Below are 23,829 nucleotides of genomic sequence, written 5' to 3'. Positions count from 1 at the left end.
GTGATGCTTGCGCGCGACGACCAAGATTCTCTTAAGAGCACGCCCCTTCACGGGCTTCATGTCTCGCTCGGCGGCAAGATGGTGCCGTTCGCGGGCTATGACATGCCGGTGCAATATCCCGCGGGCGTGCTGAAGGAACACCTCCATACCCGCTCGTCCGCCGGCCTGTTCGACGTCTCCCACATGGGCCAGATCGCGCTCCGGCCGAAGTCGGGCAAGGTCGAGGACGCCGCGCGCGCGCTGGAGCGGCTGGTGCCGCAGGACATCGTGGCTATTGCGCCGGGGCGGCAGCGCTACGCGCAGTTCACCAATGCCGAGGGCGGGATTCTGGACGATCTGATGGTCGCCAATTTCGGCGACCATCTGTTCCTGGTCGTCAACGCCGCCTGCAAGGCCGATGACGAGGCGCATCTGCGCGCGAATCTGTCGGGCGACTGCATCATCGATTCGCTTGCCGACCGCGCGCTGATCGCGTTGCAGGGCCCGAACGCGGAATCGGCGCTGGCGAAATTATGTGCAGAGGCTCCGTCCATGAAGTTCATGGATTCCGGCCCGCGCAAGGTCGCCGGCATCGACTGCTTCGTCTCGCGCTCCGGCTACACCGGCGAGGACGGTTTCGAGATTTCCGTTCCTGCTGGCGACGCCGAGCGCCTCGCCAAGACACTGCTGGACAATACCGACGTGCTGCCGATCGGGCTCGGCGCACGCGACAGCCTGCGGCTCGAAGCCGGGCTCTGCCTCTACGGCCATGACATCGATACCGGGACCACGCCGGTCGAGGCCGCACTGGAATGGTCGGTGCAGAAGAGCCGCCGCACCGGCGGCGCGCGCGCCGGCGGCTTTCCCGGCGCCGAGACGATTCTCGCTCATTTCGACCACGGCGCGGCCCGTCGCCGCGTCGGGCTGCGCACCGAGGGCCGCGCGCCGGTGCGCGAGGGCGCGCTGCTGTTTGCGAACGCGACCTCGAGCGAGTCGATCGGAACAGTCACCTCGGGCGGTTTCGGCCCAAGCCTGAATGCGCCGGTCGCGATGGGTTATGTGCCCACAAGCCAGAGCGCGCTTGGAACACAAATTTTCGCCGAGGTGCGCGGCCAGCGGCTGCCCCTGCAAATCGCCACCATGCCTTTCGTGAAAAACACCTACAAACGCTGAGGACAAGAAAATGACCACGACGCTGTACACCTCCGACCACGAATGGCTCGCCATCGACGGCGATGTCGCCACCGTCGGCATCACCGACTACGCGCAGTCCCAGCTCGGCGACGTCGTGTTCGTCGAACTGCCCAAGCTCGGCCGCGCCCTGAAGAAGACGGAAGCCGCAGCCGTCGTGGAATCCGTGAAGGCCGCCTCGGACATCTACGCGCCTGTTACGGGCGAGGTCACCGAAATCAACGACGCCCTCGCCGCCGAGCCGGCGCTGGTGAATTCGGATGCGCAAGGCAAGGCGTGGTTCTTCAAGATCAAGATTGCCGACAAGAGCGAGCTAGGCGGCCTCATGGATGACGCCGCCTACAAGGCCCACACGGCTTAAAGACGATGGAGCAAGCGATGACCGCACACCGCAAATCCAACGGCGATACCGCCGCTTTCGTTCGCCGCCACATCGGCCCCTCGGCACGCGACGTCACTGCAATGCTCGAGGCCGTCGGCGCGAAAAGCGTCGATGCGCTGATGGCGGAGACGTTGCCGGCCTCGATCCGGCAGGCGGCCCCGCTCGATCTCGGCAAGCCCTTGAGCGAGACCGAGGCGATCGCGCATATGGGCGAGCTCGCCGCCCAGAACCAGGTCTTCGCCTCGCTGATCGGCCAAGGCTATTCCGGCACGATTCTGCCTGCGGTGATCCAGCGCAACATTCTGGAGAACCCGGCCTGGTACACGGCGTACACGCCCTATCAGCCGGAGATCAGCCAGGGCCGGCTTGAGGCGCTGCTCAACTTCCAGACCATGATCTGCGATCTCACCGGGCTCGATGTCGCCAACGCCTCGCTGCTCGACGAGGCGACGGCTGCCGCCGAGGCGATGGCGCTCGCGGAGCGGCACTCGCGGGTCGAAGCAAAGGCCTTCTTCGTCGACAAGGACGTGCATCCGCAGACGCTCGCGGTGATGCGCACCCGCGCAGAGCCCCTGGGCTGGACCCTGGTCGTCGGCGATCCCTTCACCGATCTCGACAAGACCGACGTGCTTGGTGCGCTGCTGCAATATCCGGGAACGTCGGGCGCCGTGCGCGACCTCAGGCCCGCGATCGCAGCACTGAAGGCGAAGGGCGCACTCGCGATCGTTGCCGCCGATCTGCTGGCACTGACCCTGCTCGCCTCGCCAGGCGAACTCGGCGCCGACATCGCGATCGGCTCGGCGCAGCGTTTTGGCGTGCCGATGGGTTATGGCGGGCCGCACGCGGCCTATATGGCGGTGCGCGATGCGCTGAAGCGCTCGCTGCCCGGCCGCATCGTCGGCCTCTCCGTCGACTCCCGCGGCGCGCCCGCCTATCGCCTCGCGCTCCAGACCCGCGAGCAGCACATCCGCCGCGAGAAGGCGACCTCCAACATCTGCACCGCGCAGGTGCTGCTCGCCGTGATCGCCTCGATGTACGCGGTCTATCACGGCCCCGAAGGCTTGACGCAGATCGCCCGTAACGTGCACCGCCGCACGGCGGTTCTTGCCGCCGGCCTGCGCAAGCTCGGCTTTGCGCCGAGTAGCGAAAACTTCTTCGACACGCTCAGCGTCGATGCGGGTGCGAAGCGTGCCGAGATCGTCGCTCGCGCGGTCGCCGAGAAGATCAATCTCGGCATCGGTGATAGCGCTTTGCGTATCGCGCTCGACGAGACCACCACGCCTGCGACGGTGGAAGCGGTCTGGCGCGCCTTCGGCGGCACGCTTGCTTACGCCGAGATCGACGCCACCACGCGCGAGGCGCTGCCGGAGACGCTCAAGCGCGCGACCTCTTTCCTCACCCATCCGGTGTTCCACGCGCATCGCTCGGAGACCGAGATGCTGCGCTACATGCGCAAGCTCAGCGACCGCGACCTCGCGCTCGACCGCGCGATGATTCCGCTGGGATCGTGCACCATGAAGCTGAACGCGACCACCGAGATGATGCCGCTGACCTGGCCGGAATTCGGCTCGTTGCATCCCTTCGCCCCGCGCGAGCAGGCACGCGGCTATCACGCGCTGTTCGCGCGGCTGGAGAAGTGGTTGTGCGACATCACCGGCTATGACGCGATCTCGCTGCAGCCGAATTCGGGCGCGCAAGGAGAATATGCCGGGCTGCTCGCGATCCGCGGCTATCACGCCGCGCGCGGCGAGACGCACCGCAAGATCTGCCTGATCCCCTCCTCCGCCCACGGCACCAACCCGGCTTCCGCTGCGATGGTTGGCATGGACGTGGTGGTGGTCGCCTGCGAAAAGAATGGCGACGTCGACGTCAATGATCTCAGGGGCAAGGCGGAGAAGCACTCCAACGACCTCGCTGCGGTCATGATTACCTATCCCTCGACGCATGGTGTGTTCGAGGAGCACATTCGCGAGATTTGCGACATCGTGCATGGCCATGGCGGCCAGGTCTATCTCGACGGCGCCAACCTCAACGCGCAGGTCGGCTTGTCCCGGCCCGGCGATTACGGCGCCGACGTCAGCCATCTCAACCTGCACAAGACCTTCTGCATCCCGCATGGCGGCGGCGGCCCGGGCATGGGCCCGATCGGCGTGAAGGCGCATCTCGCGCCGTTCCTGCCAGGTCATCCGGCGGCGAATGGGGATGCGCCGGTCGGCCCGGTCTCGGCCGCGCCGTTCGGCTCGGCTTCGATCCTCACCATCTCCTACATCTACATCCTGATGATGGGCGGCGAAGGCCTCAAGCGCGCCACCGAGATCGCGATCCTCAACGCCAACTATGTCGCCGCGCGCCTCGATGCGCATTTCCCGGTGCTCTACAAGAACGAGAAGGGCCGCGTCGCGCATGAGTGCATCGTCGATCCCCGCGCGCTGAAGACGACGTCCGGCGTCACCGTCGACGACATCGCAAAACGCCTGATCGACTATGGCTTCCACGCGCCCACCATGAGCTTCCCGGTGCCGGGCACGCTGATGATCGAACCGACCGAATCGGAATCCAAGGCCGAGCTGGACCGCTTCTGCGACGCGATGATCGCGATCCGGAAGGAGATCGCCGAGGTCGAGGCCGGCCGCTTCAAGATCGAGGCATCGCCGCTCCGTCACGCCCCGCACACCGTGCACGACATCGCCGACGACGATTGGAATCGCGCCTACACTCGTGCCGAGGGCTGCTTCCCCGCGGGCACCTCGCGCACCGACAAATATTGGAGCCCGGTCGGGCGCGTCGACAACGTCTATGGCGACCGCAACCTGGTGTGCTCGTGCCCGCCGGTGAGCGATTACGCGGAAGCGGCGGAGTAGGACCCCGACGGAGGTTTCGTAGGGTGGGTTAGCGGGCGGCTGCGCGAAGGCGCAGACCGCCGGCGTAACCCACCGCTTTAGCTTCCGCGGCGACAAAGATGGTGGATTACGCCTTCGGCTAATCCACCCTACAGCAATGATTTACGGCGCAATCAGCAATCGGGTTTCGCGATCCCACCGCCAGAGCCGTTCGTTGGTCAATTCAGTCCCGCCCCACCAACGCTTGATCGGGTTGTGGCGCCACAAGTCATCTTCTCGGGCGACAAGGGAACGTCCGAGTTCAGTTAGCGTGACCCTCCACTCGCTCCTGCCGAAGTAGCGATCCTCATTGTCGAACGCCGGATCGCCCAACAGAACGGGCGGCGCCGAATGTTCCGCCAATGCGATCAAGGCATCGCTCGCCTCACCCTCTTCGAACACATCGCGATACCACCTCGCTTCGGAGATGTATTTTGGGTCGGTGTGCCCTTCATTCACACAGCCCAGCATATCCATCTCGCTGGCACCGAGCCCCGTCACCTTGTCCGGAAGCTCTTCAAGCAGCGCAATGAGCGCCGATCGAAGTCTCGGAAAGATCATCAGATCCGTCATCAGCAGATCGAAACAGGATTTTGGCGTTTCAGCCCGATAGGCGCGCCAGGCGCGGCTTGCCATCACCAAATGATCGTCGGCGACCTCGAAGGCCGGCAACTTCCATTTTGCGACGGACTCCGCAGCATAGTCCGCAACACTGTCATCCGTATGCACCAGGCTCAGCTTCGTCGTGATCTCCTTGTAAGGGCGAAGCAGGTCGAGCAACCAGACAAGCACGAGCTGATCGTTGGGCTGAGGATCGATCCACACTTCGATCGAGTCGAACTTCGCACAGAGCTCTAAGAAACCGATATCGCGCGTGCCGAAACCTTCCAGCCAGTCTCGACAAACCTCGTCGAGCCAGTGATCGCCTGGATTGCAGTGCTTTGCCGACCGCCGCTCCAGCTCCATCAAAAGCTGCTCTGCGGAGGGCAATTGGCCGAAGACGAAGCGCATGCAGAAGCCGAGCGCGATATTCGCCAATTTGGTCTGCCGAAGCGTAGCTGCCGCAAGATGGTTCGTAGTCAGGATCAGATGTGACACAGTGGCCTCGCGATTAACAAGCAATACCAAAACACCTCGAGCAGCACGCACGCATCAGACAGGAGAAAGCAATGCCCGGCTGTCGCGATCCCAACGCCAGAGCCGATCGCTGGTCAGGTGGGTGCCGCCCCACCAGCGACTGATCGGGTTATGGCGGCAGAAATCCTCTTCTCCCGCCAGCACCGCTTTCCCGAGGTCAGTGAGCGACAAGCGGGATTGCTTGTACCGCGCGTGACGGGAGGGATCGACATGCATGTCCAGCGAGAACGGTCCCTCCTCCAACCCCGATATGGCCGGCACCGGACAACGTGCGAGACCATCAAGCAGCGTGCCGACCTCCCAGTAATCGAAAACGCGCCGCTCGTTGCGCTTCTGATCACCCGGAAAAACTTCAAACGGCTGTACCTCGCCCGGTGCGATTAACTCTAGAATCCGCGTTTCCGTAGCTCCAAGACCAGTTGTGACGCTCGGAAGCTCTTCCAGCAGGCCAATTGCGGACTGCTCCAGCTGCGGAAGCAGGCTTAGATCCGTTTTGAGGAGGTCGACCCAAGCCCGCGGCGTCGGGGAACGATAAGCCCGCCATGCACGGCCGGCCAGTTCAACGTGACCTTGCGAAGGATTAATAGTCCGCGGATTTTGCTCCGCAAGTCGCTCCGGATCAACATCACCAGCGGCAACGTCCAGCTGACGTATCACGAATCTGGAAACCGCCACTCTCTCGCCGCCACAATGGTCGAGGAGCCAGAGCAGAAGCAATTGTGCGTTTGGGTTTGGCTCTATCCACAGCTCGGCCGAGTCGCATTCGAACAACAGCTCGATCAATCCCCGCCCCTTCACTCCTGACTTCTCGAGGCGCCAAGCCGGCGTGTCATCCAGCCAATGAAGGCCGGGTGGCTGTGTCGTACGCGGCGCAAAGAACGTTTCAAGCTCTGCGCCGGATAGCGGCGCACCCCAGACAAGCCGACGATTGACCGCGAGCACGAGATCGCCCAGGCCGGCCTGTTCGAGGGCGCCGGCAGCGGAAGAGTCTGTTGTCAGCACAAGCCGCGTCATGCTCGGGGCCTCAAGGCTTGGTTAAAACAGAGCCGTAACGCCACAGCCGGTCGTTGGTCAGCCGCGTGCCGCCCCACCAGCGGTCGATCGGATTGTGGCGACTGAAATCTTCCTTGCCTGCAAGAACTGCCTCGCCAAACTCCGTCAGCGACAACCGGCTGCGTAGATATGCGGCGTGCCGATCTCTGTGATTCTCGCGATCGATCGTGCGCAGCTCGTCGTCCAATCCGGCCACTGCAGGACTGGGGCCAAGCGCTAGCCCGTCGAGCAACCGGCCTAACTCAGTCTCTCCAAACACGAACGTCCGCCGGAGCGAACGCAGGTGAAACAACGCATTCGTGTTTGCAAACCCTCCGGCAAGCATCTCCAAGAATCGCATCTCGGTCGCACCGAGTCCCGTCGAAGGCGACGGGAGTTCTGCCAAGAGATCGAGCAAGGCCGGGCGCAGCATCAACAACGCACTGAGATCTTGATGAACGAGATCGACGCAAGCCTCAGGGGTCGCTGCGCGGTAGGCTGACCACGCCAACTTGGCAGTCTCGAACTCTCGGGCCGTGATACGCGCGACATGAATGTGCGGCTCGGACGCGGCGAGATCCTCACCGCTTTCTATCATCAGATCGGATGCCACAAGTCGAAGTCTAAGCTTTCGCACCAGCGAGGAGCAGGAGCTGAGGTAGTCCAGCAAGCAGACGAGCTGCAATTGATCCCTGGGAGCTGGATCGAACCAAAGTTCGATCACGTCATATGGCTCGCAAAAGTCCGCAAGGGACAAGCCTTTGCGGTCCTTGATGCCCTTGGGCCACAGGATGCCCCAATCAGACCAATGATCACCTGGCCCGAGATTCGCCGAACGCGCCGCGAAATAGGCTGCGAGCTTCCCGGGCGAGGGAAGCGGTCCCCACTCAAAGTGAAACGAAGATGAAATGACAAGCTCCGCCAACCCCGATCGTGCGAGCCCGCTTCCGGACGAACTGGTCAAGATCAGACGCTTCATCGCACCACCTGATCAATGCAACGCAAAACGAAACGGGCACTGACGACGTCGGCAACTCAACGTCTTCAGCGCCCGCTCCTCGCGAAAAACTCTAGGCTTGACGCTTACTCGTCCGCCGGCTCGTCGCCGTCGGCATCGCGCTCGGGGCTGCCGGCGAGAATCTGCTCGGCGATCAGGCCGGAGTTCTGGCGGATCGAGGTTTCGATCTTGGCGGTGATATCGGGGTTGGCCTTCAAGAACGCTTTCGAATTCTCGCGGCCCTGGCCAAGACGCTGGCTGTCATAGGAGAACCATGCGCCAGATTTTTCGACGATGCCGGCCTTGACGCCGAGATCGAGGATCTCGCCCATCTTGGAGACGCCTTCGCCATACATGATGTCGAACTCGACCTGCTTGAAAGGCGGCGCCAGCTTGTTCTTTACCACCTTGACTCGCGTGGTGTTGCCGACCACCTCGTCACGCTCCTTGATCGCGCCGATGCGGCGAATGTCCAAACGGATGGAGGCGTAGAACTTCAGCGCGTTGCCGCCGGTGGTGGTTTCCGGCGAACCGTACATCACGCCGATCTTCATCCGGATCTGGTTGATGAAAATGACCATGGTGTTGGACTTGTTGATGGACGCGGTCAGCTTGCGCAGCGCCTGGCTCATCAGGCGGGCCTGCAGACCCGGCAACGCATCGCCCATCTCGCCCTCGAGCTCGGCTTTCGGTACCAGCGCCGCGACCGAATCGATCACCAGCACATCCACCGCACCCGAGCGCACCAGCGTGTCGCAGATTTCCAGCGCCTGCTCGCCGGTGTCCGGCTGGGAGATCAGGAGCTCGTCGATGTTGACGCCGAGCTTGCGCGCATAGACAGGGTCGAGCGCGTGTTCGGCGTCGATGAAGGCGCAGATGCCACCCTTCTTCTGCCCTTCCGCCACCGTGTGCAGCGCCAGCGTGGTCTTGCCCGAGGATTCCGGCCCGTAGATTTCCACGACGCGCCCCTTCGGCAGGCCGCCGATCCCGAGCGCAATATCAAGCCCCAGCGAGCCCGAGGAGATCGCTTCGACATCCATCGAGCGGTCGTTCTTGCCGAGCTTCATCACCGAGCCCTTGCCGAACTGCCGCTCGATCTGGGAAAGCGCGGCGGCCAGGGCTTTACTCTTGTCCATGGAGGATCCTTCGACGATACGCAGCGCGGTGGTGGACATCGGGTCGTGCTCCTTATGACGAGGATTCGCGTGAGGGACAAACGATTGGCGAGGCGGTTCGTCGATAAAGGCAGTGTACCCTATTTGTTCTAGGTTCGCAATATGTTCTTTTGCGGATTTGGGCAGATATATACCCTTTGAACATGTACTCTAGATCAGGTACATATTCGCCTGCCACAACTAGCCCTAGAGTCGGTTCGGGGTGTGATGCAGGTCCATGGCTGAAGCAGAAAAGCCGTCTAACAAAACACGACCAAGCGTCGGCGCTGGACTCACAATCGTGAGTACATTGGCGCCAACGCTTGGGATCGTGCTGCCTGTCTGGTTCCGATGGCTGCTATTTGTCATCGGCGTGATATTGATGCTCTCGCCATTTTTTCAGGCAGCATTCAACCGCGCACGCAAGATGGGTATGGAACCGGTTCACCTTCAGATAATCGGCCTCGTCGGGATAGTGCTTTTTGCTGCCCTGTCAGTCGGGGGGCTTATCTGGCAGTCCCAGGTGACGCCATCCCCTGATCCGAGAGTGGGCCACCTTCAATCTCAGCTTGAGATACTAACTAGGGAGTCTGCGGAGAAGCAGACCGCGGCGGCCTTAGACCTTACCAAGACAAAGCAGGCGCTTGAGGAAAAGACGCGAGAATTAGAAGGCGCGAAAGCGCAGGCTACGGCAGCAACTGCTACCGCGCCGAAACCAAAGGCAGACAGCGCAGTCATCGTTCTGAGCAAGCCACCTGACGAATCCTCACTCCTAGTGCCGGGACGGTTTTACTCGACGGCTGAGAAGGAACGGATTGTCGATACGATGAATCTGATTCAGCAGCGATTCAATTCTGTCCGAAGGGTGATGTACGACGCGGAGAAGATTGCATCAAACCCCGGGCAAAACGAGGAAATTGACAGATCCATAAACAAACTACGGGCCGTTTACGTGGGGGTAGAGGAAGTGAGCAATGATCTCGAAAAGGTTAGAAACGAGAGCCATAGCTACCCTGTAGATTTTGCCGTCCTCTTGGCGGCAAAGCCGGTCTATTACGATGAATTTCAGCGTGCAATTTCTGACTACTCCAACGCGCTCATTGTGTATCGGCGCTTCTTGACCGACACAGGAGAAAACAGGGGCACGCTGGCGCAAAATTTGGATTCATCAAAGAGGCACCTTTCGCGGGCTAAATTTTCCTTAGAAAAATGGCTAGGAGAATGTGACGAGCAAATGCGCGGTGCGAGGAGGCTATTGGAGAAATGAAAAAAACCGATACCGAAAAGCGCTTCGATCAACTTTTGCAGGCGATGGTCACTCAACACGTACCCGGGGAAACGCCTGCAAAAGAAGCTCGAACATCAAAGCGGGCTGCTTCCGCAGGTTATGGCGATACTCGAACTCGCGAAGGTAAAGCTGCAAGTGCTTCTTCGAAACCCAAACGTAAGTCCCGTTGATCCCGCGCTTCACCTGAGACCAGAACGACTCGATTGAGTTGGTGTGTACGTCGCCGCGCACGTATTCCTTAGCTGAGTGATCGACGGCTTCGTGATCGTACCCGTACTTTTCTTTGAGCAGCTTGAAGTTTGACGCCTCATCCGTATGGATGCGAGAGCCTTCCTTCACGAACCGCACGACATGCGGGACAATGTGAGCCTTGGTGCGAGCCTGCACGACGCGCGTAACGACGTCGCCGCCACGCTCAACGATGCCCATGACAATAGCCTTGTCATCCTTGCCTTGCTTGTCCTTACCGCCAATGAACGTCTCATCCACTTCGACCGCCTTGCCGGGGCCACCCATCGGCGCGTCGCCATCGACGTAGCCCATGTAGAGGCGGATCAGATGGCACATGCGCCATGCCGTCTTGTAGGTCACGCCTAGCTGGCGCTCCACTTCCTTCGCGGCGACGCCGTTCCGCGTCTCGCAGAACAGGAACATGACGTAGAACCAATCGCGGAGGCTGGTGCGGGTCTTTTCGAAGGGCGTGCCAGCAGTCGGATAGACCTGATAGCCGCAGTGCTCGCATTCGAACGAGCGGCGGGCTTTGACGCGGTAATAAGTCGCCTCTTTCTGGCACTTGAAGCAGGTGAACCGCTCCCCGAACCGGGTCCGCATCAGGTGCGTCAGGCAGCTATCTTCGTCGGGGAAACGCTTCTGAAACTCGCGAATTTTGCTCGGCTTCTGGGCCATGTGGATCGCCTCCCCGCAGTATATATGTACTGTAACCGGGAATGTTCTACATGTCCAGAGGGTATATATCCGGATTTGGGTACTGGCCTGTTTCGACCCCTGGCGGCCCAGTTTGAAAAGGTCCCGTGGCCTGTTTTGAAAACGAGCAATTTTTCCTATCGCAACTCTCTCCGCTTTCCTGATTGTTCGCCCATACGAGAGAGAGGCGATTTCCCTCGGATTGTATGTATGATCTGCCGGATTGAATGGGGGAGACGTAATGAACAAGTGGTTGGTTTTGTGGATTGCTGCTTCAATCGGGATTGTCACGGCGCATCCTGCTCAAGCAATGTCATGCTCAGACTACAAAAATATCTGCCTGTCTAAGGGCTCAAAGAAGTGCGAGGGGGCTTGGAAGCAATGTATGCGGACCGGCACATACATTGGTCCGGATAGCGGAACAAATCACGGGCAAGCTGATAAGCGATAGTCGAAGGAAGAGCCGCCTCAGTGGGCGGCCTCTTTCGTTCCATCGTAATTCCGGCGTCCCTCCTCGACCAAAGCTGACGCACATCAAAGACAGATGACCTGCGTGCCGTCAGAATTCCGTAATCCTGCAGCACCGAACCTTTTTGCGGTCTGCGGCCTTCTTCCGGGACACGGGACCGCAACTCCGGGGACCTCAGTCATGACGGAAAACGCGCACGACGATGCGACCAGGCGCAATCCCCTGCTGGAGGCGGCACGGGAGGAAATGATCAAGTTCGAGCGCAAGGAAAACGAGTTTCGCAAGAAGGACCGCGAAGAGCGGGCCGCCGAGCTCCGTTTGCCGCTGGACGCGATCAGGGTTCATTAATCCGCACAGGACAGGCTTCGGCGCTGACGAAAGGACACGCTGCCGGACGCGGCAGGCGGTGGCGGTGCCCGCCGCCCGGTCCGCACCGGAGACAATGCCCGCCGGGAGCGGCCGCCTGTTCATCGCAAAGGACCGGCACGGGAGTCGGGATTCGTATATCCCGGTGGCGAATCCGAGCACGATATGGTATCTGGATACTACCAGTAAGCCATTGATTGAACGGCGACATTTCCCAGAGAGCTACTGTGCATGGGGTTGTTTTCGATTTTTTGGAAAGGCGCGCATGCGCCTTTTACCACCGAAGCGCAATTTGGATCGGGCCGGCCGCCGTCTCACGGCATGCCTGCACCACCCCTACAGCAGAACCAGCAACCCGATGCCGATCACCAGCACCACGAATCCAGCCGCCGTCGCGGCGGCGAATGACCGCTCTACGTTGTCCATGATGCCACCCCGTTGCCGGCGCGCCACGTTTCCCCCATGGCCGCACCGTCGGTGCGAAATCTCGCCCGCCCTTGTGTTCTGAGTTGTGCGAACGGATGTCGAAATTGGGACGTGTGCGGGGCCAGTCTGCGGCCTCGACTTTCGCCGCCACTGTCAGGCGCGCGCAAGCCTGCTCTCCTGGTCTGGGCCTCCATACCGAGACGACGACCCCGCTCTCCCCGCGCGGGGTTTTCTGTTTGCCGGGCACGAGCGAACGCAGCGGGCCGGATCCGATTCGCGTCATTGTCAGGCTGTCGTAAGCTGAGCCGGCTAGGCTCATCTGGCTATGGTGTTGCAGCCCAGCACCTCAGCCTCCAATAACCTTCTGCCCCGCTTGGCTCTCCCCAAGCGGGGTTTTTTCATGCCGGCCGGCCGGTTTGCGAGCCCCCCTCTTCCCGCGTCAGCCGCAGCGAGAAGGCGCGGATCGCCGGCGCTGCGAGCAGCACGATCGGCAGCATCGCGACCCATGCGATCAGCCACGACACCATCCAGTGCGTGAGGACGACCATCGCGGTCCCTGCGGGAAAGCTGGCGATCCCCGCCGCGATCAGCGAGGTCAGGCCGGACTGGATGACACCGAAGACGAAATGAGAGTAGCGGCGAGGAATGCCGAGCATGACGCGCCCATGTTGTTTGGCCGTCATCAGGCCAAGCAAGCCACATGCCGTCGCAGCGCCCCTGCGGGCCAGGAACTTTGTTCATGGTCGGAGAACCACGGGCACGGGCGCCCCGGATGTATTCCGTAGCCGCCCGGAATTGATCTGAGGATGGTTTGGGATTGCAGTGCGCCCGCCCATGACCTTGAGGGATGACCTTGAGGGATGGCCTTCCCTGGGGGATGTCACGCGCGATCGGTGCCAATCATGCCGCTCTACTTCTTCCGAATCCGGAACGGCCGCTATTCCGGCTGTGCCGACCAGGCGTCGGAGTTTGCCGATCGCGATTTGGCCTGGAAGGAGATGACCAGCGTCTGCGCCGACATGGCCGCCGGCATCGCCCGCAAGCTCCAGGAAAATTCCGAATGGCACATGGAGCTGCTGGACGAGGCCAAGGAGCCTGTGTTCCGGATCCGCATCACATCCGAAACCTTCGAATAGGGCTGGCCCTAATCCGCGCTGGGCAGCCGCCGCATCGTGAATTCGATGTCGCCGCCGGGCAGCTCGCGCCAGTTCTCGACCGCGCTCATATAGCCGGCCTTGGGGTAGCGGGCGAAGAAGGCCTGCGCCCTCTCCCGCGCCGCCGCGCGCGGCAGCGTGAAGGTCTCGCGCAGATAGCCGTCGCCGGCCGTCGGGCCGGGCTTGCCGCCCAGCTTGCGCCGGCGCGCCATCCGCTCGGCGAGATCCCGCGGACGATCGGCCATGTCCTGCCTCCTCGCAATACGCTCTCACGGGATGTAGGAAGCAGGCCGGTCGAACAGGAGTCCCGGCCGGAGGCGTCAGCCGCCTCCGATCGGTCAGACGGTCAATTGGCAGTCGTGCCGGATTTCTTCTTCGGCGCACCGGTTGCGGCCGAGGCCTTTGGCGCCGCCGGCTGCTTCGGCGGATCGGAGCGCATGCCGCCCCATGGATCGTTAGACGCCTTGGAGTCCGGAATCTTCTTCAGCGTTTCCTTGTAGGCCTTGTCACGCTCGGCTTCCGCGGCCTTCTCCTCGGGGGTCTTGCTCGGCCCTTCCTGCAGCAAATTGAGATTGGGCATTTGCGCATAGGCCGGTCCCGCCAGCACGGCCGGTACCGCCAGGACAGCCAGCACCGCGGCCATACGGAAAAGCTTCATCATTGACTCCTTGATCATCCATGGCGGCGCGGATCGCCCGCGCCTTGTCACCCTTGTCGCAGCCGGGTCGCGACCGCGGGGACCGCTCGGCCCTAGAGCCGGTCCGATTTGCACGATTTCGGCGCCTGTAGCCAGTCGTCCCAGATCGGCCCGCACTTGGTGCACCCGTTCAGCACGAGGCCGAGCGCGACAAGACCAAACACGAGGACATACCGACGCAACATCATCCACCCATACCCACTCCGGGCCATCATATCGGGCCAAGTCAGGCATTTTCAAGCCGACAGGACCCGCGGCTGACCGGGTGACTTTGCCGCGCCGATCCGCTCACATGGCCGAAATATCCGGCAACACGGAGGGAACGACAGCAATGCCATCGCAGCCAGAAGCCGAGTTCGGCATCGCCGACGCCAGACGCATCCTCGGCGAGGTCTTTGCGCCCTGGGTCCAGGATCTCAACCTGTCGGTCGAAAGCATCGAGCACGTGCCGCCGCCGGACATGCCGGACTGGCAGCCGGCAGCGCTCCTGCGCATGCCGTTCTCGGAACGGCTGTGCCGCAACGGCGGCGTGGTCTGCGGCCAGGCGCTGATGGCGCTCGCCGACACGGCGATGGTGATCGCGAACCTCGCCGCCAACCGCGGCTATCGTCCGATGACGACGGTCGACCAGACCACGCATTTCATGCGCGCCGTCTCCTCGTCGGACGTGCTGGCCGACGCCCGCGTGGTGCGACTCGGACGCACCATGAGCTTTGGCCGCGTCACGCTGCTCTCGGCCACCGACAACAAGCCGGTGGCGATGGTGTCGAGCGCGTTCGCGATGCTGCCGGGGTGAGCATCAGTCGAAAAGAAGAAGCCGCGTGAGCGCAAGGCGCACCGCGGCTTTCGATGGAGTTATGCCGCGAGGCGAAACGCGATCGCGCGTCGCGCCGTCGCACACGAGAAGTTACTTGCCGAGCACCTCGTCGGCCGCAGTGACGATGCTGACGTTCGGATTTTTTCCGCAATAGCTGCCGAACTGCTTGGCGTTCTCGACGAACACGTCGGTGTCGATGATCGCGTTCTCTTCGTCGCCCTTGTACCAGCCGTCCATCCAGGTCAGCACCATCTTGATGGTGTCGTCGCCGCTCTCGAGGAACTGCTTGCAGCTCATGGTCGCAAGATCGAGCTTGGTGGCGTGCGCGGGCATCGACGACAGCGAGAGCGCCGCGGCGAACAGAAGCGAAAGCGTGGTCTTCATCAATATCTCCATCGGCGCGTAACGCCATAAAGGAAAGGCTTGTGGGGAAAGTCGGCGGAGTGACCTCCGCTTCGACGTCGTAAACGAAGTCTGAAGCGCAGTGCAAGTAGCGCCAGTATTGAGTTTATTTCAACGTAATTTCTACTCGCTATTTTACAAACGTCATTATGGATTAACGCGATGATCGAGAAACGTGCAGCGCAGCGCTACCGTGTTTTCAAGGGGGGAACGATCACCTTTGAAAACAACGGCATCGCGTGCACGGTGCGAAACATGTCGGCGAACGGCGCCGCGATCGACCTCGACGCCGCCGTCACATTACCGCAATCGTTCACGCTCGCGATCGCGCGCGACAATTTCGTGCGGAATTGCCGCACCGTCTGGCGCAGCGACAGGCGCATCGGCCTCGCTTTCGTACAGTAGTGCATATGATGTGAATGAACGTTCGCATCGCGCGCGCGATGCTGGGTCATGTTCGCGCGATACGACGCCGGCGCCGCCAGCGCAGGCTTGCGACCACGAGCGCGACGATCGCGAGCGCGACCGCCGACGATGCCGCAAAAAATCGTCCACCGGGACGATCGATGGTACGCGACCATAGCGACGGCCCCTCGCCCGGCCGAGCCAGGCGAAAGGAAACGACGCTGTCGCCGATCGAGGTGCCTGCTTCGGAGTGGCCGCCGGCGCCGATGGCGACATACTGCTCGCCCTTCCAGAGATAGGTCATGGGATTGGCGACGCCGGGCACCGGCAGCCGGCCTTGCCACAGTTCGCTTCCGCTTCGCGCATCGAAGGCGCGCAAATAGGCGTCCATCGCGCCGGTGAAGACGAGCCCGCCTGCGGTAACCGCGAGCCCGTTGAGGAGCGGAGCGCCCCAGGGGAGCGGCACGCCGAGCGGCGCCAGATCCTCGGTTGTGCCGACGGTCGAACGCCAGAGGATCTTGCCAGCCTTCAGATCGACCGCGACCATCTCGCCCCAGGGCGGCTTGTTACAAAGAAAACCGAGCGGCGATGTCACCATCGCCCGCGACATCGCAAACGGCGCGCCATTCTGCTGGCCAAAATCATGGCCGGGCGGCGGATTGAATCCGGCAGCCTCCGCGCGCGGAATCAGCTTGAGCAGATGAACGGCGCGACTGGTGTTGGCATAGAGGATCTGGTTGACGGGATCGAAGGCCGCACTGCCCCAGTTCACGCCGCCGCCGGTGAAGGGGTATTCCAGCGTGCCTTGCGTTGAAGGCGGTGTGAACAGCCCTTCGTTACGCGCTTCCGCGAACTGGCGTTCGCAAGAAGACCGGCGCAAGCCGGGCAAGAACGAGAGCGCATCATCTGCCGAGATCGTCTGCGACGTCAGCGCCGGCACATGTGTCGGGAATGGCTGCGTGGGCGACAGCCGTTCACCTTCCGCGGCCCCCTGCGGAACGCTGCGCTCCTCGACCGGCCACACCGGCTTGCCGGTATCGCGATCGAGCACGAAGACAAAGCCCTGCTTTGTCGGCTGGATCACGACATCGCGCTGACCTTCTCCAGTGTCGATGCGCGTGAGCGTCGGCTGCGCCGGCAGATCGTAATCCCAGACGTCGTGGTGCACGGTCTGGAATGCCCATACGAGCTCGCCGGTCTCGATGCGCAGCGCGACCACCGAATTGGCATGCTCGTTGTTGCCCGGCCGCTTGCCGCCCCAAAAATCCGGCGATGGAGAGGATGTCGGCAGGAACACCAACCCGCGCGCGGCGTCGACCGACATCGGCGCCCAGACATTGGCGTGACCGGCTTCGATACCGTCGCGCTTCAGCGGCTCGAATGTCCACCGCATTTGACCGGTGCGCGCGTCGAACGCGCGCACGATTCCACTCGGCGCGTCGACGCGGCGGTTGTCGCCGATCGCGGATCCGATCACGACGACACCGCGGCCGACCGCCGGCGGCGAGGTGATCTGGAATTCGCCCGGCCATTCCAGCTTCGTGCCGATATCGGGCCTGACCTCACCGTTGTTGCCGAAGCCGGCGCAGGGGATTCCCGTCTTCGCATCGAGCGCGATCAAGCGGACATCGTTCGTGCCCATGAAGATGCGCGATCGACATGTGGCATCTACAGGCGCCTCATCGTCGATCCAGTAGGTGACGCCGCGGCATACGTAGCGATTGGCGGGACGCTGGTTGATCGCGATCTTCGGATCGTAGCGCCATTTCTGCGCGCCCGTGCCGGGATCGAGCGCAATCACCTCGTTGAAAGGCGAGCAGAAGACCAGGCTGTCCTCGACGAACAGCGGCGTCGCCTGGAATTTGGTTCGCCGCATCACCCCGGGCGGCCGCGCCGCGAGATCGCCCGTGTGGAATTCGAAGGCCCGAACCAGGTTGCCGACATTGTCGGGCGTGATCTCTCGCAATGGCGAGAAGCGCGAGCCGCCGGGATCGCCACCCCAGCTCTCCCAGGCGATGCCTGGCCGCGACGAAAACAGGAGGAGCGTGATGAGAGCGGCCAAATAGCAGGGGCGGGTCGCCAACGCCCGCCTCATCTATTTCGGCTTCTTGGCAGGTTCAGGCGGACGCGCCCCGCTCCACGGATCATACTTCTCCTTGGACTCGGGAATGCGTTCGAGCGCGGCCTTGTAGGCCTTCTCGTCGACCTTCGGCTTGTTGTCCGCCTTCTGCCCGCCCTCGTTAGGCTGGCGTCTGCCGCCGCCCATCTGCGCTTGCGCCGAGACAACCGTCAGCGCCAGCACCGCGGCCGCTATGACCAAAATCCTCATTGGCTCCCCATCGTCTGGGTACAAACTAGCCTGCAATCCCGGAATAGCAAATACGACGGGTTCCAGGCCCTCAGGAATCTTGCCTTCAGGAAATCTTGATCGGCCGGGACTTCGTCGGATCGCATTCGTGCCTATCTGTTGGCCCGCAGGGGACCTTCACGGATGTTGCGGATTATTGCTCAAGCAGCGCTGCTGGCCGGCGTGCTCGCGCTCGGTGCGTGCGGCTTTGCCGATAGCCGCGCACCGGTGCCGGAGTTCATGCGCATCAAAGAAGCCGAGCAGGCGCCGCCCGAATCGCCCCCCGACGTCAAGCGCGTCGTGCGCGAGCAGATCGAATTCGTTTTCCTCAGCACGTCCAATCCCCGCGAGGTGCATGTCGCCACGCCCCATCGTGAGGTGAGGGGACCGGGCTGGACAGCCTGCGTCCGCGCCCAGCTGACCTCCGCGACCGGCTCGGCGCTCGGCGCCCAGACCTACATCGTGACCATCACCGGCGGAAAAGTGGTCGATCGCCGGCGCGCCGAAGCGGACGACATTTGCGGGTCGGAAAGCTACCAGCCGATCTAGGAACAAATCACGCCGACACGCGATCCGGTTCCGGGAAAAACCAGCATGACGGCCGGGAACGATCACCGCCTCCCCTTCTTGTTACCGCCGAGGGCAGTTTCTGAGGAGGACACGATGAGGACATTCACGATTGCACTGCTGGCCGGCGTCGGGGCCCTGGCCACAGCGAGCGGCGCGAAGGCCGCCGACATCTATACGACCAGCGAATACACCAGTCCCGATCTCGTTCAGCAGGTCCGGCTCGTCTGCGACGATTCCGGCAATTGCTACCGCAGCCGTGGCGGTGAGCGCGTGATCGTGCGCGATTCCTATAACACCATGCCGCGCGAGCGCTATTACGAGCGCCGCAGCCATCGCGACTGGGACGATGGTCCGCGCGGCGGCGTCGGCATTCGCACACCCGGCGTCAGCGTGGGCGTCGGTGTCGGCGGGGACCGCTGGTAGTCAATAAGATTGAAATGGGGCAGGACCGGACGAGACAACTCGCCCGGTCCTGTTCCATGTCAAGTTTCGAGCTCAGGTTTCGAGCGGATCGGTCGGCGCGACGATGCGCGTTGACGACGTGAGCTGCGCGATGAAGCGGGCGAGCACCATGCCGGCGCACATCGCAACGACGAAGATGAACGCGGAGACCGAACCGAATCCAAGCGCGGTCAAAGCCGGCCCTGGACAAAAGCCAACAAGGCCCCAGCCGATTCCGAAGATGGCGGGACCGGCGATAATCTTGGGGTCGATGTCTCTTCGCGTCGGAATGTAGAAGCGGTCGGCGAAGACAGGCCGCGCGAGCTTCAAGACGCGGCTGAAGCCGACGAAGGTCACCGCGACCGCGCCGGCCATCACGAAAGCGAGGCTCGCATCCCAGGTCCCTCTCGGGATCCCGCCGACGTCCAGAAAGTTCAGCACCTTTGCCGGGTTCGACATGCCGGAGACGATGAGGCCGAGGCCGAAGATCAGGCCGATTGCGAATTGAACGAGAATGGCCATCGCGATCAGCTCCAGTGCCGCATCGCGAAAACCGTCGCCACGCCGGTCGCCATGAAGGTGATGGTCGCGACCAGCGAGCGCACCGATAGCCGCGACAGGCCGCAGACGCCATGGCCGGACGTGCAGCCGCTGCCCCACACCGCGCCGAAGCCGGTGAGCAATCCGGCGACAATTAGAAGCGGCGTTGCCGCCGCGATCGTTTGCGTCGGCAGGCTTCCCGTGACTAGGCGCACCAGGATGGGCGCGATGACGAGGCCAGCGAGGAAGGCGAGCCGGCCGGCGAACTGCCGATCCTCGTAAGGCGGAAACAGCCGCGCCACGATACCGCTGACTCCGGCGATCCGACCCGCCGTCCACATCAGGAGCACGGCGGCGAGACCGATCAATGCGCCACCAAGGAGCGACGCAATCGGCGTGAAAGGTGTGGCAACCATGATGATCCTCCGGGTCGAGAGCAATTCCGGCGTATCCATCGGGGCGTCCGGCCGCCGAGCGCCCTCATGCTCAATGAGACGTTAATATTACCACTCGAATTGAAGCGGCGTCCCAACTGTATTTTCCAATCTTTGCGCTAAACATGGCCTCCTGAACGGGGACGACGGGACGTGGTCGATATCGCGCACCAGGCTGCGACCAATCCGGCATCGGCAAAGCATGCCGCGGCATCGCGCGCGCGCGTCCCTCTTACGGCGATCGAACCCGGCCAATGGCGCGCGCTCGCGCAGCGCGCGATCGAACCGAATGGATATTATTTGCCGGGCTGGGAGCTCGCCGTGAGCGCATCCGCGCGCGGCCGCACGGATGCCTCGGCGCTTCCCGCTTTCGACGGAGCCTCGGCCCGGCTGATCGGGCTGATGCCGGTGACCTCGCTCTGGCGCGCGTGGAATATCCCCCTGCCTGCGCTGGTGAGCGCGCATCCCTATGGGACGCTGTGCAGCCCGCTGATCGACCGCGACGCTCCGATGGAAGCCGCCACGCGTCTGTTGCAGCGGGCGCGCGAAGCCGGAGCGCATGCGCTCGTGCTGAACGACGTCGCGCTCGACGGGGCGGCGATGACCACCCTCAATCAGGTCCTGCATCGCGACGGCCTGCAGCCGAAAATCCTCAGCTCCTACATCCGCGCCAGCCTCGATGCGACGCAGGATGGCGAGACGCTGTTGCGCGAGGCGCTCTGCGCCAGGAAGCTCAAGGAGCTGCGCCGCCAGCGCCATCGTCTCGAAGAGCATGGCGCCGTCGCGTTCGACGTCGCACGGCGGCCCGACGAGATCGGACCTGCGCTCGAAACGTTCCTGCAGCTCGAGGCCAGCGGCTGGAAAGGCAAGCGCGGCACCGCGCTGATCCAGCATGCGGGCGATGCGACCTTCATCCGCCGCGCCGTAGCGGCGCTGGCAGAGACCGCGCAGTGCGAGATTGTAACCTTGCGCGCCGGTACGATTCCGGTGGCCGCCGGCATCGTGCTGCGTCATCAGGACCGCGCCTTCTTCTTCAAGCTCGGCATCGACGAACGCTTTGCAAAGTATTCGCCAGGCGTGCAGCTCACTCTCGAGCTCACCCGCCACCTCTGCGCCGATCCCGCCATCGCCAGCGCGGATTCGACGGCGAGCGCTGACCACCCCATGATCAACCCGATCTGGCGCGGGCGCTTCGCAATCGGCGATGTGCTGATCCCGCTGCGGCGGAACGATCCGATCGTGGCGCTTGTTCATGGAGCGCTGATCGGCCTCAACGTCGCGCACGAGACCGCGCGACGCGCGGTCCGCCTGCTCCGCAAATAAGAGAAAGCTAGTCCGCCGCCTGGGCGTTGATCTCCGCCGAGACCTCACGGATGGCACGCGCGAGCATGTTGGGATCCTGTGCGCCGGAGACGGCGTATTTCTGCGCAAACACATAGGTCGGCACGCCGGAGATGCCCTTCTCGGCGGCTTCCTGTGCGTCCGCCGAAACGCGCGCGACGTCCTCGTCGGTGGCAAGACGCTTGCGCACGTCGTCGGCGTCGAGGCCGACATCGGCAGCCGCCTGCACCAGCACGCTCACATCGGTGAGGTCGCCGCCGTCGCGGAAGTACAGCTCCATCAGGCGCTGCTTCATCTCGGGTGCCTTGCCGATCGTCTCGGCCCAGAGGATCAGGCGGTGGCAGTCGGTCGTGTTGGGCTGACGCGCGACAAGCTCTGGCTTGTAAGTGAGGCCCTCTTCGCTTGCGGCCGCGACCACACGGCCGGCAATGCCCTTATAAGCCTCGACCGAGCCGAACTTCTGGGTGAGATAGGCCTCGCGGCTGATGCCTTCGCGCGGCACCCAGGGATTGAGAAAGAAGGGGCGGAATTGCAGCTTGACCGGAACGTCGGGCACCAGCGCCAGCGCGCTCTCGATCCGGTGCTTGCCGATATAGCACCAGGGGCACACCACGTCGGAGACGACGTCGATCTGGAGCGGCTTTAGCGTGCTCATATCAGGGCCTCCTTCGGGCACTTCGCGGGTTCGCCCCAAGATAAGCCGAACCCGCCCCGAGGCAAGGGTGCTAGGTCATGGGTGCTAGGTCATGGCTGCCGCCATCTGCTTCAGCCGTTCGGCTGTGCGCTCGTCGGCCGGAAAGAACGTCTCCAGCGCCAGCTCCGACAGCGTGATGTCGACGGGCGTGCCGAACACCATGGTGGTGGAGAAGAAACTTAGTATGTCTCCATCATGGCGCAGCTTGAAGGGGATCGCGACATTGTCGCTCGACAGCGGCGCCGCGCGCGCCGGGATCGGATAGCTCTTCAGGTCGTTGTGGAGCCTGATCAGCTCGGGATCGGCGGTTGCCTCGCATTGCCGGTGCAGCCGCTCCAAAAGATGCCCGCACCATTCCGCGAGGTTGACCGTGCGCGGCGCCAGCGCCTCGGGATGCAAGGCGAGCCGCAGCACGTTCAAGGGCCGGCCTAGCAGCCGCTCCGGGATGCCGGCGAGCAGCGGCGCCAGCATGCGGTTGGCGGAGACCAGATTCCAGTGCCTGTCATAAGCCAGCGCCGGGTTGGGTTCATGCGCTTTGAGGACGAGGTCGATCGCCTGGCGGGCTGATTTCAAGGCGGGATCCTCCAGCGGGCGCTGCGGAAAGGCCGGGGCATAGCCGGCCGCGACCAGCAGCACGTTGCGTTCGCGCAAGGGCACGTCGAGACGTTCGGCGAGCCTCAGCACCATGTCACGCGAGGGTGCGGCGCGGCCGGTCTCGACGAAACTCAAATGCCGCGCCGAGATATCGGCCTCGCCTGCGAGATCGAGCTGGCTCATGCGACGGCGCTGCCGCCATTCGCGCAAATGGTCGCCGATATGGACGGGCTGGCTGCGTTCGGCCTGTGCCGTGGATGCATGTGCGTTCATGGTCGAAAACCTAGCACGCGGATTTCGGCTCTTCCATTACGCCGGAGGTAATCGAATTGGGCCACGGGCCGGCGCATCTTCGGTCGCAACAGGAGACGACCATGATCGCATTGCTGCTCTACCGGACCGTCGCAGACCACCTTGTTCCCTGGGCCATGGCGTTCGCAACCCGGATGCTGGCGCGCAGCCTCAACATGCCCGAGCCGCTGGTGCATTCGACCGGCGACTATGTCGTCGCGCAGGTCACAGCCTTCGAGCACAGCGTCGGCAGGACGCTCTGCCCGTTCCGTCTCGCCCGCCTGCTCCGCGCCTGGTGGCGCGGATTGCACTGAGTTTCACCTCGAGCCCAACCCAACCATGGAGACCACGATGATCGACGCATCCAGCTTCCTCCGCCGCGCGCTTCTTGCCGACGCAATCTTCAGCGGCGTCTCCGCTCTCGGTCTCACTTTCGGCGCCGGCGCGTTCGCGTCGCTGTTCAACCTGCCCGAAGCGCTGCTGCGCGAGACCGGCCTGTTCCTGATCGCCTATGCCGCGCTCGTCGGCTGGCTTGCCTCGCGCGCCTCTGTGGCGAAGCCGCTCGTGCTGCTGGTCGTGGTCGGCAACGCGGCCTGGACGGTCGGCAGCATCGCGTTGCTGTTCTCAGGCGCGGTATCGCCGAACCTTGCCGGCGAGCTCATGGTCGTGGCGCAGGCGATTGCGACCGGCGTGTTTGCCGAGCTGCAGTATGTGGGATTGCGCAAGAGCGGCAGCGTGGTGGCGGCGTAAGGCTTATCGCTGCCAGTCGTCGCCCGGTTTAACCGGGCGACGCATTCTTCCAGAGACAGTATTCCAGAGACAGTGGACGTATGCGGATAAGCCGCGGCGTCCAGGATGCCTCGGTCAAGCCAGGGCAT

The 23,829-nt window shown here is 63.0% G+C and carries 28 protein-coding genes; 13 read left to right on the top strand and 15 right to left on the bottom strand.

The window, feature by feature from the left end; translation table 11 throughout:
* The first annotated feature begins 3 nt into the window (after nucleotides 1-3).
* The 3 genes from gcvT to gcvP are packed head-to-tail and all read left to right on the top strand — an operon-like array spanning nucleotide 4 to nucleotide 4,413.
* Entirely contained in the window at nucleotides 4-1,152 is a 1,149-nt protein-coding gene (gene gcvT, locus ABIB00_RS07535) for a glycine cleavage system aminomethyltransferase GcvT (RefSeq protein WP_354103911.1), read from the top strand.
* 10 nt (nucleotides 1,153-1,162) lie between these two features.
* Nucleotides 1,163-1,531, top strand: a complete 369-nt coding sequence (gene gcvH / locus ABIB00_RS07530; protein ID WP_247339164.1) for a glycine cleavage system protein GcvH — start codon at nucleotides 1,163-1,165, stop codon at nucleotides 1,529-1,531.
* A gap of 17 nt (nucleotides 1,532-1,548) precedes the next feature.
* Nucleotides 1,549-4,413 carry an aminomethyl-transferring glycine dehydrogenase gene (gene gcvP, locus ABIB00_RS07525; protein ID WP_354103910.1) on the top strand — a complete coding sequence of 955 codons (2,865 nt, stop codon included), beginning with the start codon at nucleotides 1,549-1,551 and terminating at the stop codon, nucleotides 4,411-4,413.
* Nucleotides 4,414-4,554: 141 nt separating this feature from the next.
* On the opposite strand, the gene ABIB00_RS07520 is transcribed toward gcvP, so the two are convergent.
* The 4 genes from ABIB00_RS07520 to recA all read right to left on the bottom strand — a co-directional run bounded on the left by ABIB00_RS07520 (nucleotide 4,555) and on the right by recA (nucleotide 8,772).
* Nucleotides 4,555-5,529, bottom strand: coding sequence for a hypothetical protein (locus ABIB00_RS07520; RefSeq protein ID WP_354103909.1), 975 nt, complete (start codon nucleotides 5,527-5,529; stop codon nucleotides 4,555-4,557).
* A gap of 54 nt (nucleotides 5,530-5,583) precedes the next feature.
* Nucleotides 5,584-6,582 carry a hypothetical protein gene (locus ABIB00_RS07515; protein ID WP_354103908.1) on the bottom strand — a complete coding sequence of 333 codons (999 nt, stop codon included), beginning with the start codon at nucleotides 6,580-6,582 and terminating at the stop codon, nucleotides 5,584-5,586.
* 10 nt (nucleotides 6,583-6,592) lie between these two features.
* The gene (locus ABIB00_RS07510; RefSeq protein ID WP_354103907.1) at nucleotides 6,593-7,579 is read right to left on the bottom strand and encodes a hypothetical protein; all 987 of its coding nucleotides are present in this window, start codon (nucleotides 7,577-7,579) and stop codon (nucleotides 6,593-6,595) included.
* Nucleotides 7,580-7,683: 104 nt separating this feature from the next.
* Complete coding sequence (gene recA, locus ABIB00_RS07505) at nucleotides 7,684-8,772, bottom strand: recombinase RecA (RefSeq protein ID WP_247351873.1); 1,089 nt, start codon at nucleotides 8,770-8,772, stop codon at nucleotides 7,684-7,686.
* A 217-nt stretch (nucleotides 8,773-8,989) separates the two neighbouring features.
* Here recA and ABIB00_RS07500 point away from each other — a divergent pair, with 217 nt between their 5' ends.
* The gene (locus ABIB00_RS07500) at nucleotides 8,990-10,018 is read left to right on the top strand and encodes a hypothetical protein (RefSeq protein WP_354103906.1); all 1,029 of its coding nucleotides are present in this window, start codon (nucleotides 8,990-8,992) and stop codon (nucleotides 10,016-10,018) included.
* 48 nt (nucleotides 10,019-10,066) lie between these two features.
* On the opposite strand, the gene ABIB00_RS07495 is transcribed toward ABIB00_RS07500, so the two are convergent.
* Nucleotides 10,067-10,945 (bottom strand): IS1595 family transposase, encoded by an 879-nt coding sequence (locus tag ABIB00_RS07495; RefSeq protein ID WP_354103905.1) that lies wholly within the window; start codon nucleotides 10,943-10,945, stop codon nucleotides 10,067-10,069.
* Between the two features lie 667 nt (nucleotides 10,946-11,612).
* On the opposite strand from ABIB00_RS07495, the gene ABIB00_RS07490 reads away from it, so the two are divergent.
* Nucleotides 11,613-11,780, top strand: a complete 168-nt coding sequence (locus ABIB00_RS07490; protein ID WP_354103904.1) for a hypothetical protein — start codon at nucleotides 11,613-11,615, stop codon at nucleotides 11,778-11,780.
* An 842-nt stretch (nucleotides 11,781-12,622) separates the two neighbouring features.
* On the opposite strand, the gene ABIB00_RS07485 is transcribed toward ABIB00_RS07490, so the two are convergent.
* A complete protein-coding gene (locus ABIB00_RS07485) occupies nucleotides 12,623-12,880 on the bottom strand; it encodes a DUF2798 domain-containing protein (RefSeq protein WP_354104195.1) in 258 nt (85 codons plus the stop codon).
* A 246-nt stretch (nucleotides 12,881-13,126) separates the two neighbouring features.
* On the opposite strand from ABIB00_RS07485, the gene ABIB00_RS07480 reads away from it, so the two are divergent.
* Nucleotides 13,127-13,360 (top strand): DUF6894 family protein, encoded by a 234-nt coding sequence (locus ABIB00_RS07480; protein WP_247351877.1) that lies wholly within the window; start codon nucleotides 13,127-13,129, stop codon nucleotides 13,358-13,360.
* 8 nt (nucleotides 13,361-13,368) lie between these two features.
* Here ABIB00_RS07480 and ABIB00_RS07475 read toward each other — a convergent pair whose 3' ends face one another.
* Together ABIB00_RS07475 and ABIB00_RS07470 are read right to left on the bottom strand one after the other, a co-directional pair.
* Complete coding sequence (locus tag ABIB00_RS07475) at nucleotides 13,369-13,623, bottom strand: hypothetical protein (RefSeq protein ID WP_247351879.1); 255 nt, start codon at nucleotides 13,621-13,623, stop codon at nucleotides 13,369-13,371.
* Between the two features lie 101 nt (nucleotides 13,624-13,724).
* A complete protein-coding gene (locus ABIB00_RS07470; RefSeq protein ID WP_247444440.1) occupies nucleotides 13,725-14,036 on the bottom strand; it encodes a hypothetical protein in 312 nt (103 codons plus the stop codon).
* Nucleotides 14,037-14,406: 370 nt separating this feature from the next.
* Between ABIB00_RS07470 and ABIB00_RS07465 the strand changes: the two genes are divergently transcribed.
* A complete protein-coding gene (locus ABIB00_RS07465) occupies nucleotides 14,407-14,871 on the top strand; it encodes a PaaI family thioesterase (RefSeq protein WP_354103903.1) in 465 nt (154 codons plus the stop codon).
* Between the two features lie 111 nt (nucleotides 14,872-14,982).
* Here the strand turns inward: ABIB00_RS07465 and ABIB00_RS07460 are convergent, their stop codons facing one another.
* Nucleotides 14,983-15,276, bottom strand: coding sequence for an HdeA/HdeB family chaperone (locus tag ABIB00_RS07460; protein ID WP_027567633.1), 294 nt, complete (start codon nucleotides 15,274-15,276; stop codon nucleotides 14,983-14,985).
* A 180-nt stretch (nucleotides 15,277-15,456) separates the two neighbouring features.
* Here ABIB00_RS07460 and ABIB00_RS07455 point away from each other — a divergent pair, with 180 nt between their 5' ends.
* Entirely contained in the window at nucleotides 15,457-15,699 is a 243-nt protein-coding gene (locus tag ABIB00_RS07455) for a PilZ domain-containing protein (protein WP_354103902.1), read from the top strand.
* A gap of 46 nt (nucleotides 15,700-15,745) precedes the next feature.
* On the opposite strand, the gene ABIB00_RS07450 is transcribed toward ABIB00_RS07455, so the two are convergent.
* Together ABIB00_RS07450 and ABIB00_RS07445 are read right to left on the bottom strand one after the other, a co-directional pair.
* A complete protein-coding gene (locus tag ABIB00_RS07450; protein ID WP_354103901.1) occupies nucleotides 15,746-17,794 on the bottom strand; it encodes a pyrroloquinoline quinone-dependent dehydrogenase in 2,049 nt (682 codons plus the stop codon).
* On the bottom strand, nucleotides 17,795-18,028 hold the full coding sequence (locus tag ABIB00_RS07445) for a hypothetical protein (RefSeq protein ID WP_247351890.1): 234 nt from the start codon (nucleotides 18,026-18,028) through the stop codon (nucleotides 17,795-17,797).
* A gap of 162 nt (nucleotides 18,029-18,190) precedes the next feature.
* Between ABIB00_RS07445 and ABIB00_RS07440 the strand changes: the two genes are divergently transcribed.
* Both ABIB00_RS07440 and ABIB00_RS07435 read left to right on the top strand, forming a co-directional pair.
* Entirely contained in the window at nucleotides 18,191-18,595 is a 405-nt protein-coding gene (locus ABIB00_RS07440; RefSeq protein WP_247444437.1) for a hypothetical protein, read from the top strand.
* 114 nt (nucleotides 18,596-18,709) lie between these two features.
* Nucleotides 18,710-19,039 carry a hypothetical protein gene (locus ABIB00_RS07435; protein WP_247444436.1) on the top strand — a complete coding sequence of 110 codons (330 nt, stop codon included), beginning with the start codon at nucleotides 18,710-18,712 and terminating at the stop codon, nucleotides 19,037-19,039.
* A 72-nt stretch (nucleotides 19,040-19,111) separates the two neighbouring features.
* On the opposite strand, the gene ABIB00_RS07430 is transcribed toward ABIB00_RS07435, so the two are convergent.
* The gene (locus tag ABIB00_RS07430; RefSeq protein WP_354046224.1) at nucleotides 19,112-19,579 is read right to left on the bottom strand and encodes a DUF6691 family protein; all 468 of its coding nucleotides are present in this window, start codon (nucleotides 19,577-19,579) and stop codon (nucleotides 19,112-19,114) included.
* Between the two features lie 5 nt (nucleotides 19,580-19,584).
* The gene (locus ABIB00_RS07425) at nucleotides 19,585-20,013 is read right to left on the bottom strand and encodes a YeeE/YedE family protein (RefSeq protein ID WP_354103900.1); all 429 of its coding nucleotides are present in this window, start codon (nucleotides 20,011-20,013) and stop codon (nucleotides 19,585-19,587) included.
* A 171-nt stretch (nucleotides 20,014-20,184) separates the two neighbouring features.
* Between ABIB00_RS07425 and ABIB00_RS07420 the strand changes: the two genes are divergently transcribed.
* Nucleotides 20,185-21,354 (top strand): GNAT family N-acetyltransferase, encoded by a 1,170-nt coding sequence (locus tag ABIB00_RS07420; protein ID WP_354103899.1) that lies wholly within the window; start codon nucleotides 20,185-20,187, stop codon nucleotides 21,352-21,354.
* A 7-nt stretch (nucleotides 21,355-21,361) separates the two neighbouring features.
* Here ABIB00_RS07420 and ABIB00_RS07415 read toward each other — a convergent pair whose 3' ends face one another.
* Both ABIB00_RS07415 and ABIB00_RS07410 read right to left on the bottom strand, forming a co-directional pair.
* Entirely contained in the window at nucleotides 21,362-22,027 is a 666-nt protein-coding gene (locus ABIB00_RS07415; protein WP_354103898.1) for a DsbA family oxidoreductase, read from the bottom strand.
* 84 nt (nucleotides 22,028-22,111) lie between these two features.
* Complete coding sequence (locus tag ABIB00_RS07410; protein WP_354103897.1) at nucleotides 22,112-22,933, bottom strand: helix-turn-helix domain-containing protein; 822 nt, start codon at nucleotides 22,931-22,933, stop codon at nucleotides 22,112-22,114.
* A 101-nt stretch (nucleotides 22,934-23,034) separates the two neighbouring features.
* Between ABIB00_RS07410 and ABIB00_RS07405 the strand changes: the two genes are divergently transcribed.
* The gene (locus ABIB00_RS07405; RefSeq protein ID WP_354046215.1) at nucleotides 23,035-23,265 is read left to right on the top strand and encodes a hypothetical protein; all 231 of its coding nucleotides are present in this window, start codon (nucleotides 23,035-23,037) and stop codon (nucleotides 23,263-23,265) included.
* 37 nt (nucleotides 23,266-23,302) lie between these two features.
* Nucleotides 23,303-23,701, top strand: coding sequence for a hypothetical protein (locus ABIB00_RS07400; protein WP_247351908.1), 399 nt, complete (start codon nucleotides 23,303-23,305; stop codon nucleotides 23,699-23,701).
* Nucleotides 23,702-23,829 lie beyond the last annotated feature (128 nt).

Origin of the sequence: Bradyrhizobium sp. LB14.3 (assembly GCF_040547985.1) — a bacterium.
Taxonomy (GTDB): domain Bacteria; phylum Pseudomonadota; class Alphaproteobacteria; order Rhizobiales; family Xanthobacteraceae; genus Bradyrhizobium.
This window is presented reverse-complemented; position numbering and strand designations above follow the sequence as displayed.

Coding starts and splice junctions, on each gene's coding strand:
- ABIB00_RS07475 (WP_247351879.1), bottom strand. CDS start 13,623: ATGGCCGATCGTCCGCGGGATCTCGCCGAGCGGATGGCGCGCCGGCGC.
- ABIB00_RS07485 (WP_354104195.1), bottom strand. CDS start 12,880: ATGCTCGGCATTCCTCGCCGCTACTCTCATTTCGTCTTCGGTGTCATC.
- ABIB00_RS07490 (WP_354103904.1), top strand. CDS start 11,613: ATGACGGAAAACGCGCACGACGATGCGACCAGGCGCAATCCCCTGCTG.
- ABIB00_RS07455 (WP_354103902.1), top strand. CDS start 15,457: ATGATCGAGAAACGTGCAGCGCAGCGCTACCGTGTTTTCAAGGGGGGA.
- ABIB00_RS07470 (WP_247444440.1), bottom strand. CDS start 14,036: ATGAAGCTTTTCCGTATGGCCGCGGTGCTGGCTGTCCTGGCGGTACCG.
- recA (WP_247351873.1), bottom strand. CDS start 8,772: ATGTCCACCACCGCGCTGCGTATCGTCGAAGGATCCTCCATGGACAAG.
- ABIB00_RS07495 (WP_354103905.1), bottom strand. CDS start 10,945: ATGGCCCAGAAGCCGAGCAAAATTCGCGAGTTTCAGAAGCGTTTCCCC.
- ABIB00_RS07430 (WP_354046224.1), bottom strand. CDS start 19,579: ATGGCCATTCTCGTTCAATTCGCAATCGGCCTGATCTTCGGCCTCGGC.
- ABIB00_RS07405 (WP_354046215.1), top strand. CDS start 23,035: ATGATCGCATTGCTGCTCTACCGGACCGTCGCAGACCACCTTGTTCCC.
- ABIB00_RS07515 (WP_354103908.1), bottom strand. CDS start 6,582: ATGACGCGGCTTGTGCTGACAACAGACTCTTCCGCTGCCGGCGCCCTC.
- ABIB00_RS07400 (WP_247351908.1), top strand. CDS start 23,303: ATGATCGACGCATCCAGCTTCCTCCGCCGCGCGCTTCTTGCCGACGCA.
- ABIB00_RS07500 (WP_354103906.1), top strand. CDS start 8,990: ATGGCTGAAGCAGAAAAGCCGTCTAACAAAACACGACCAAGCGTCGGC.
- ABIB00_RS07425 (WP_354103900.1), bottom strand. CDS start 20,013: ATGGTTGCCACACCTTTCACGCCGATTGCGTCGCTCCTTGGTGGCGCA.
- gcvP (WP_354103910.1), top strand. CDS start 1,549: ATGACCGCACACCGCAAATCCAACGGCGATACCGCCGCTTTCGTTCGC.
- ABIB00_RS07415 (WP_354103898.1), bottom strand. CDS start 22,027: ATGAGCACGCTAAAGCCGCTCCAGATCGACGTCGTCTCCGACGTGGTG.
- ABIB00_RS07480 (WP_247351877.1), top strand. CDS start 13,127: ATGCCGCTCTACTTCTTCCGAATCCGGAACGGCCGCTATTCCGGCTGT.
- ABIB00_RS07450 (WP_354103901.1), bottom strand. CDS start 17,794: ATGAGGCGGGCGTTGGCGACCCGCCCCTGCTATTTGGCCGCTCTCATC.
- ABIB00_RS07465 (WP_354103903.1), top strand. CDS start 14,407: ATGCCATCGCAGCCAGAAGCCGAGTTCGGCATCGCCGACGCCAGACGC.
- gcvT (WP_354103911.1), top strand. CDS start 4: ATGCTTGCGCGCGACGACCAAGATTCTCTTAAGAGCACGCCCCTTCAC.
- gcvH (WP_247339164.1), top strand. CDS start 1,163: ATGACCACGACGCTGTACACCTCCGACCACGAATGGCTCGCCATCGAC.
- ABIB00_RS07460 (WP_027567633.1), bottom strand. CDS start 15,276: ATGAAGACCACGCTTTCGCTTCTGTTCGCCGCGGCGCTCTCGCTGTCG.
- ABIB00_RS07410 (WP_354103897.1), bottom strand. CDS start 22,933: ATGAACGCACATGCATCCACGGCACAGGCCGAACGCAGCCAGCCCGTC.
- ABIB00_RS07445 (WP_247351890.1), bottom strand. CDS start 18,028: ATGAGGATTTTGGTCATAGCGGCCGCGGTGCTGGCGCTGACGGTTGTC.
- ABIB00_RS07440 (WP_247444437.1), top strand. CDS start 18,191: ATGTTGCGGATTATTGCTCAAGCAGCGCTGCTGGCCGGCGTGCTCGCG.
- ABIB00_RS07435 (WP_247444436.1), top strand. CDS start 18,710: ATGAGGACATTCACGATTGCACTGCTGGCCGGCGTCGGGGCCCTGGCC.
- ABIB00_RS07510 (WP_354103907.1), bottom strand. CDS start 7,579: ATGAAGCGTCTGATCTTGACCAGTTCGTCCGGAAGCGGGCTCGCACGA.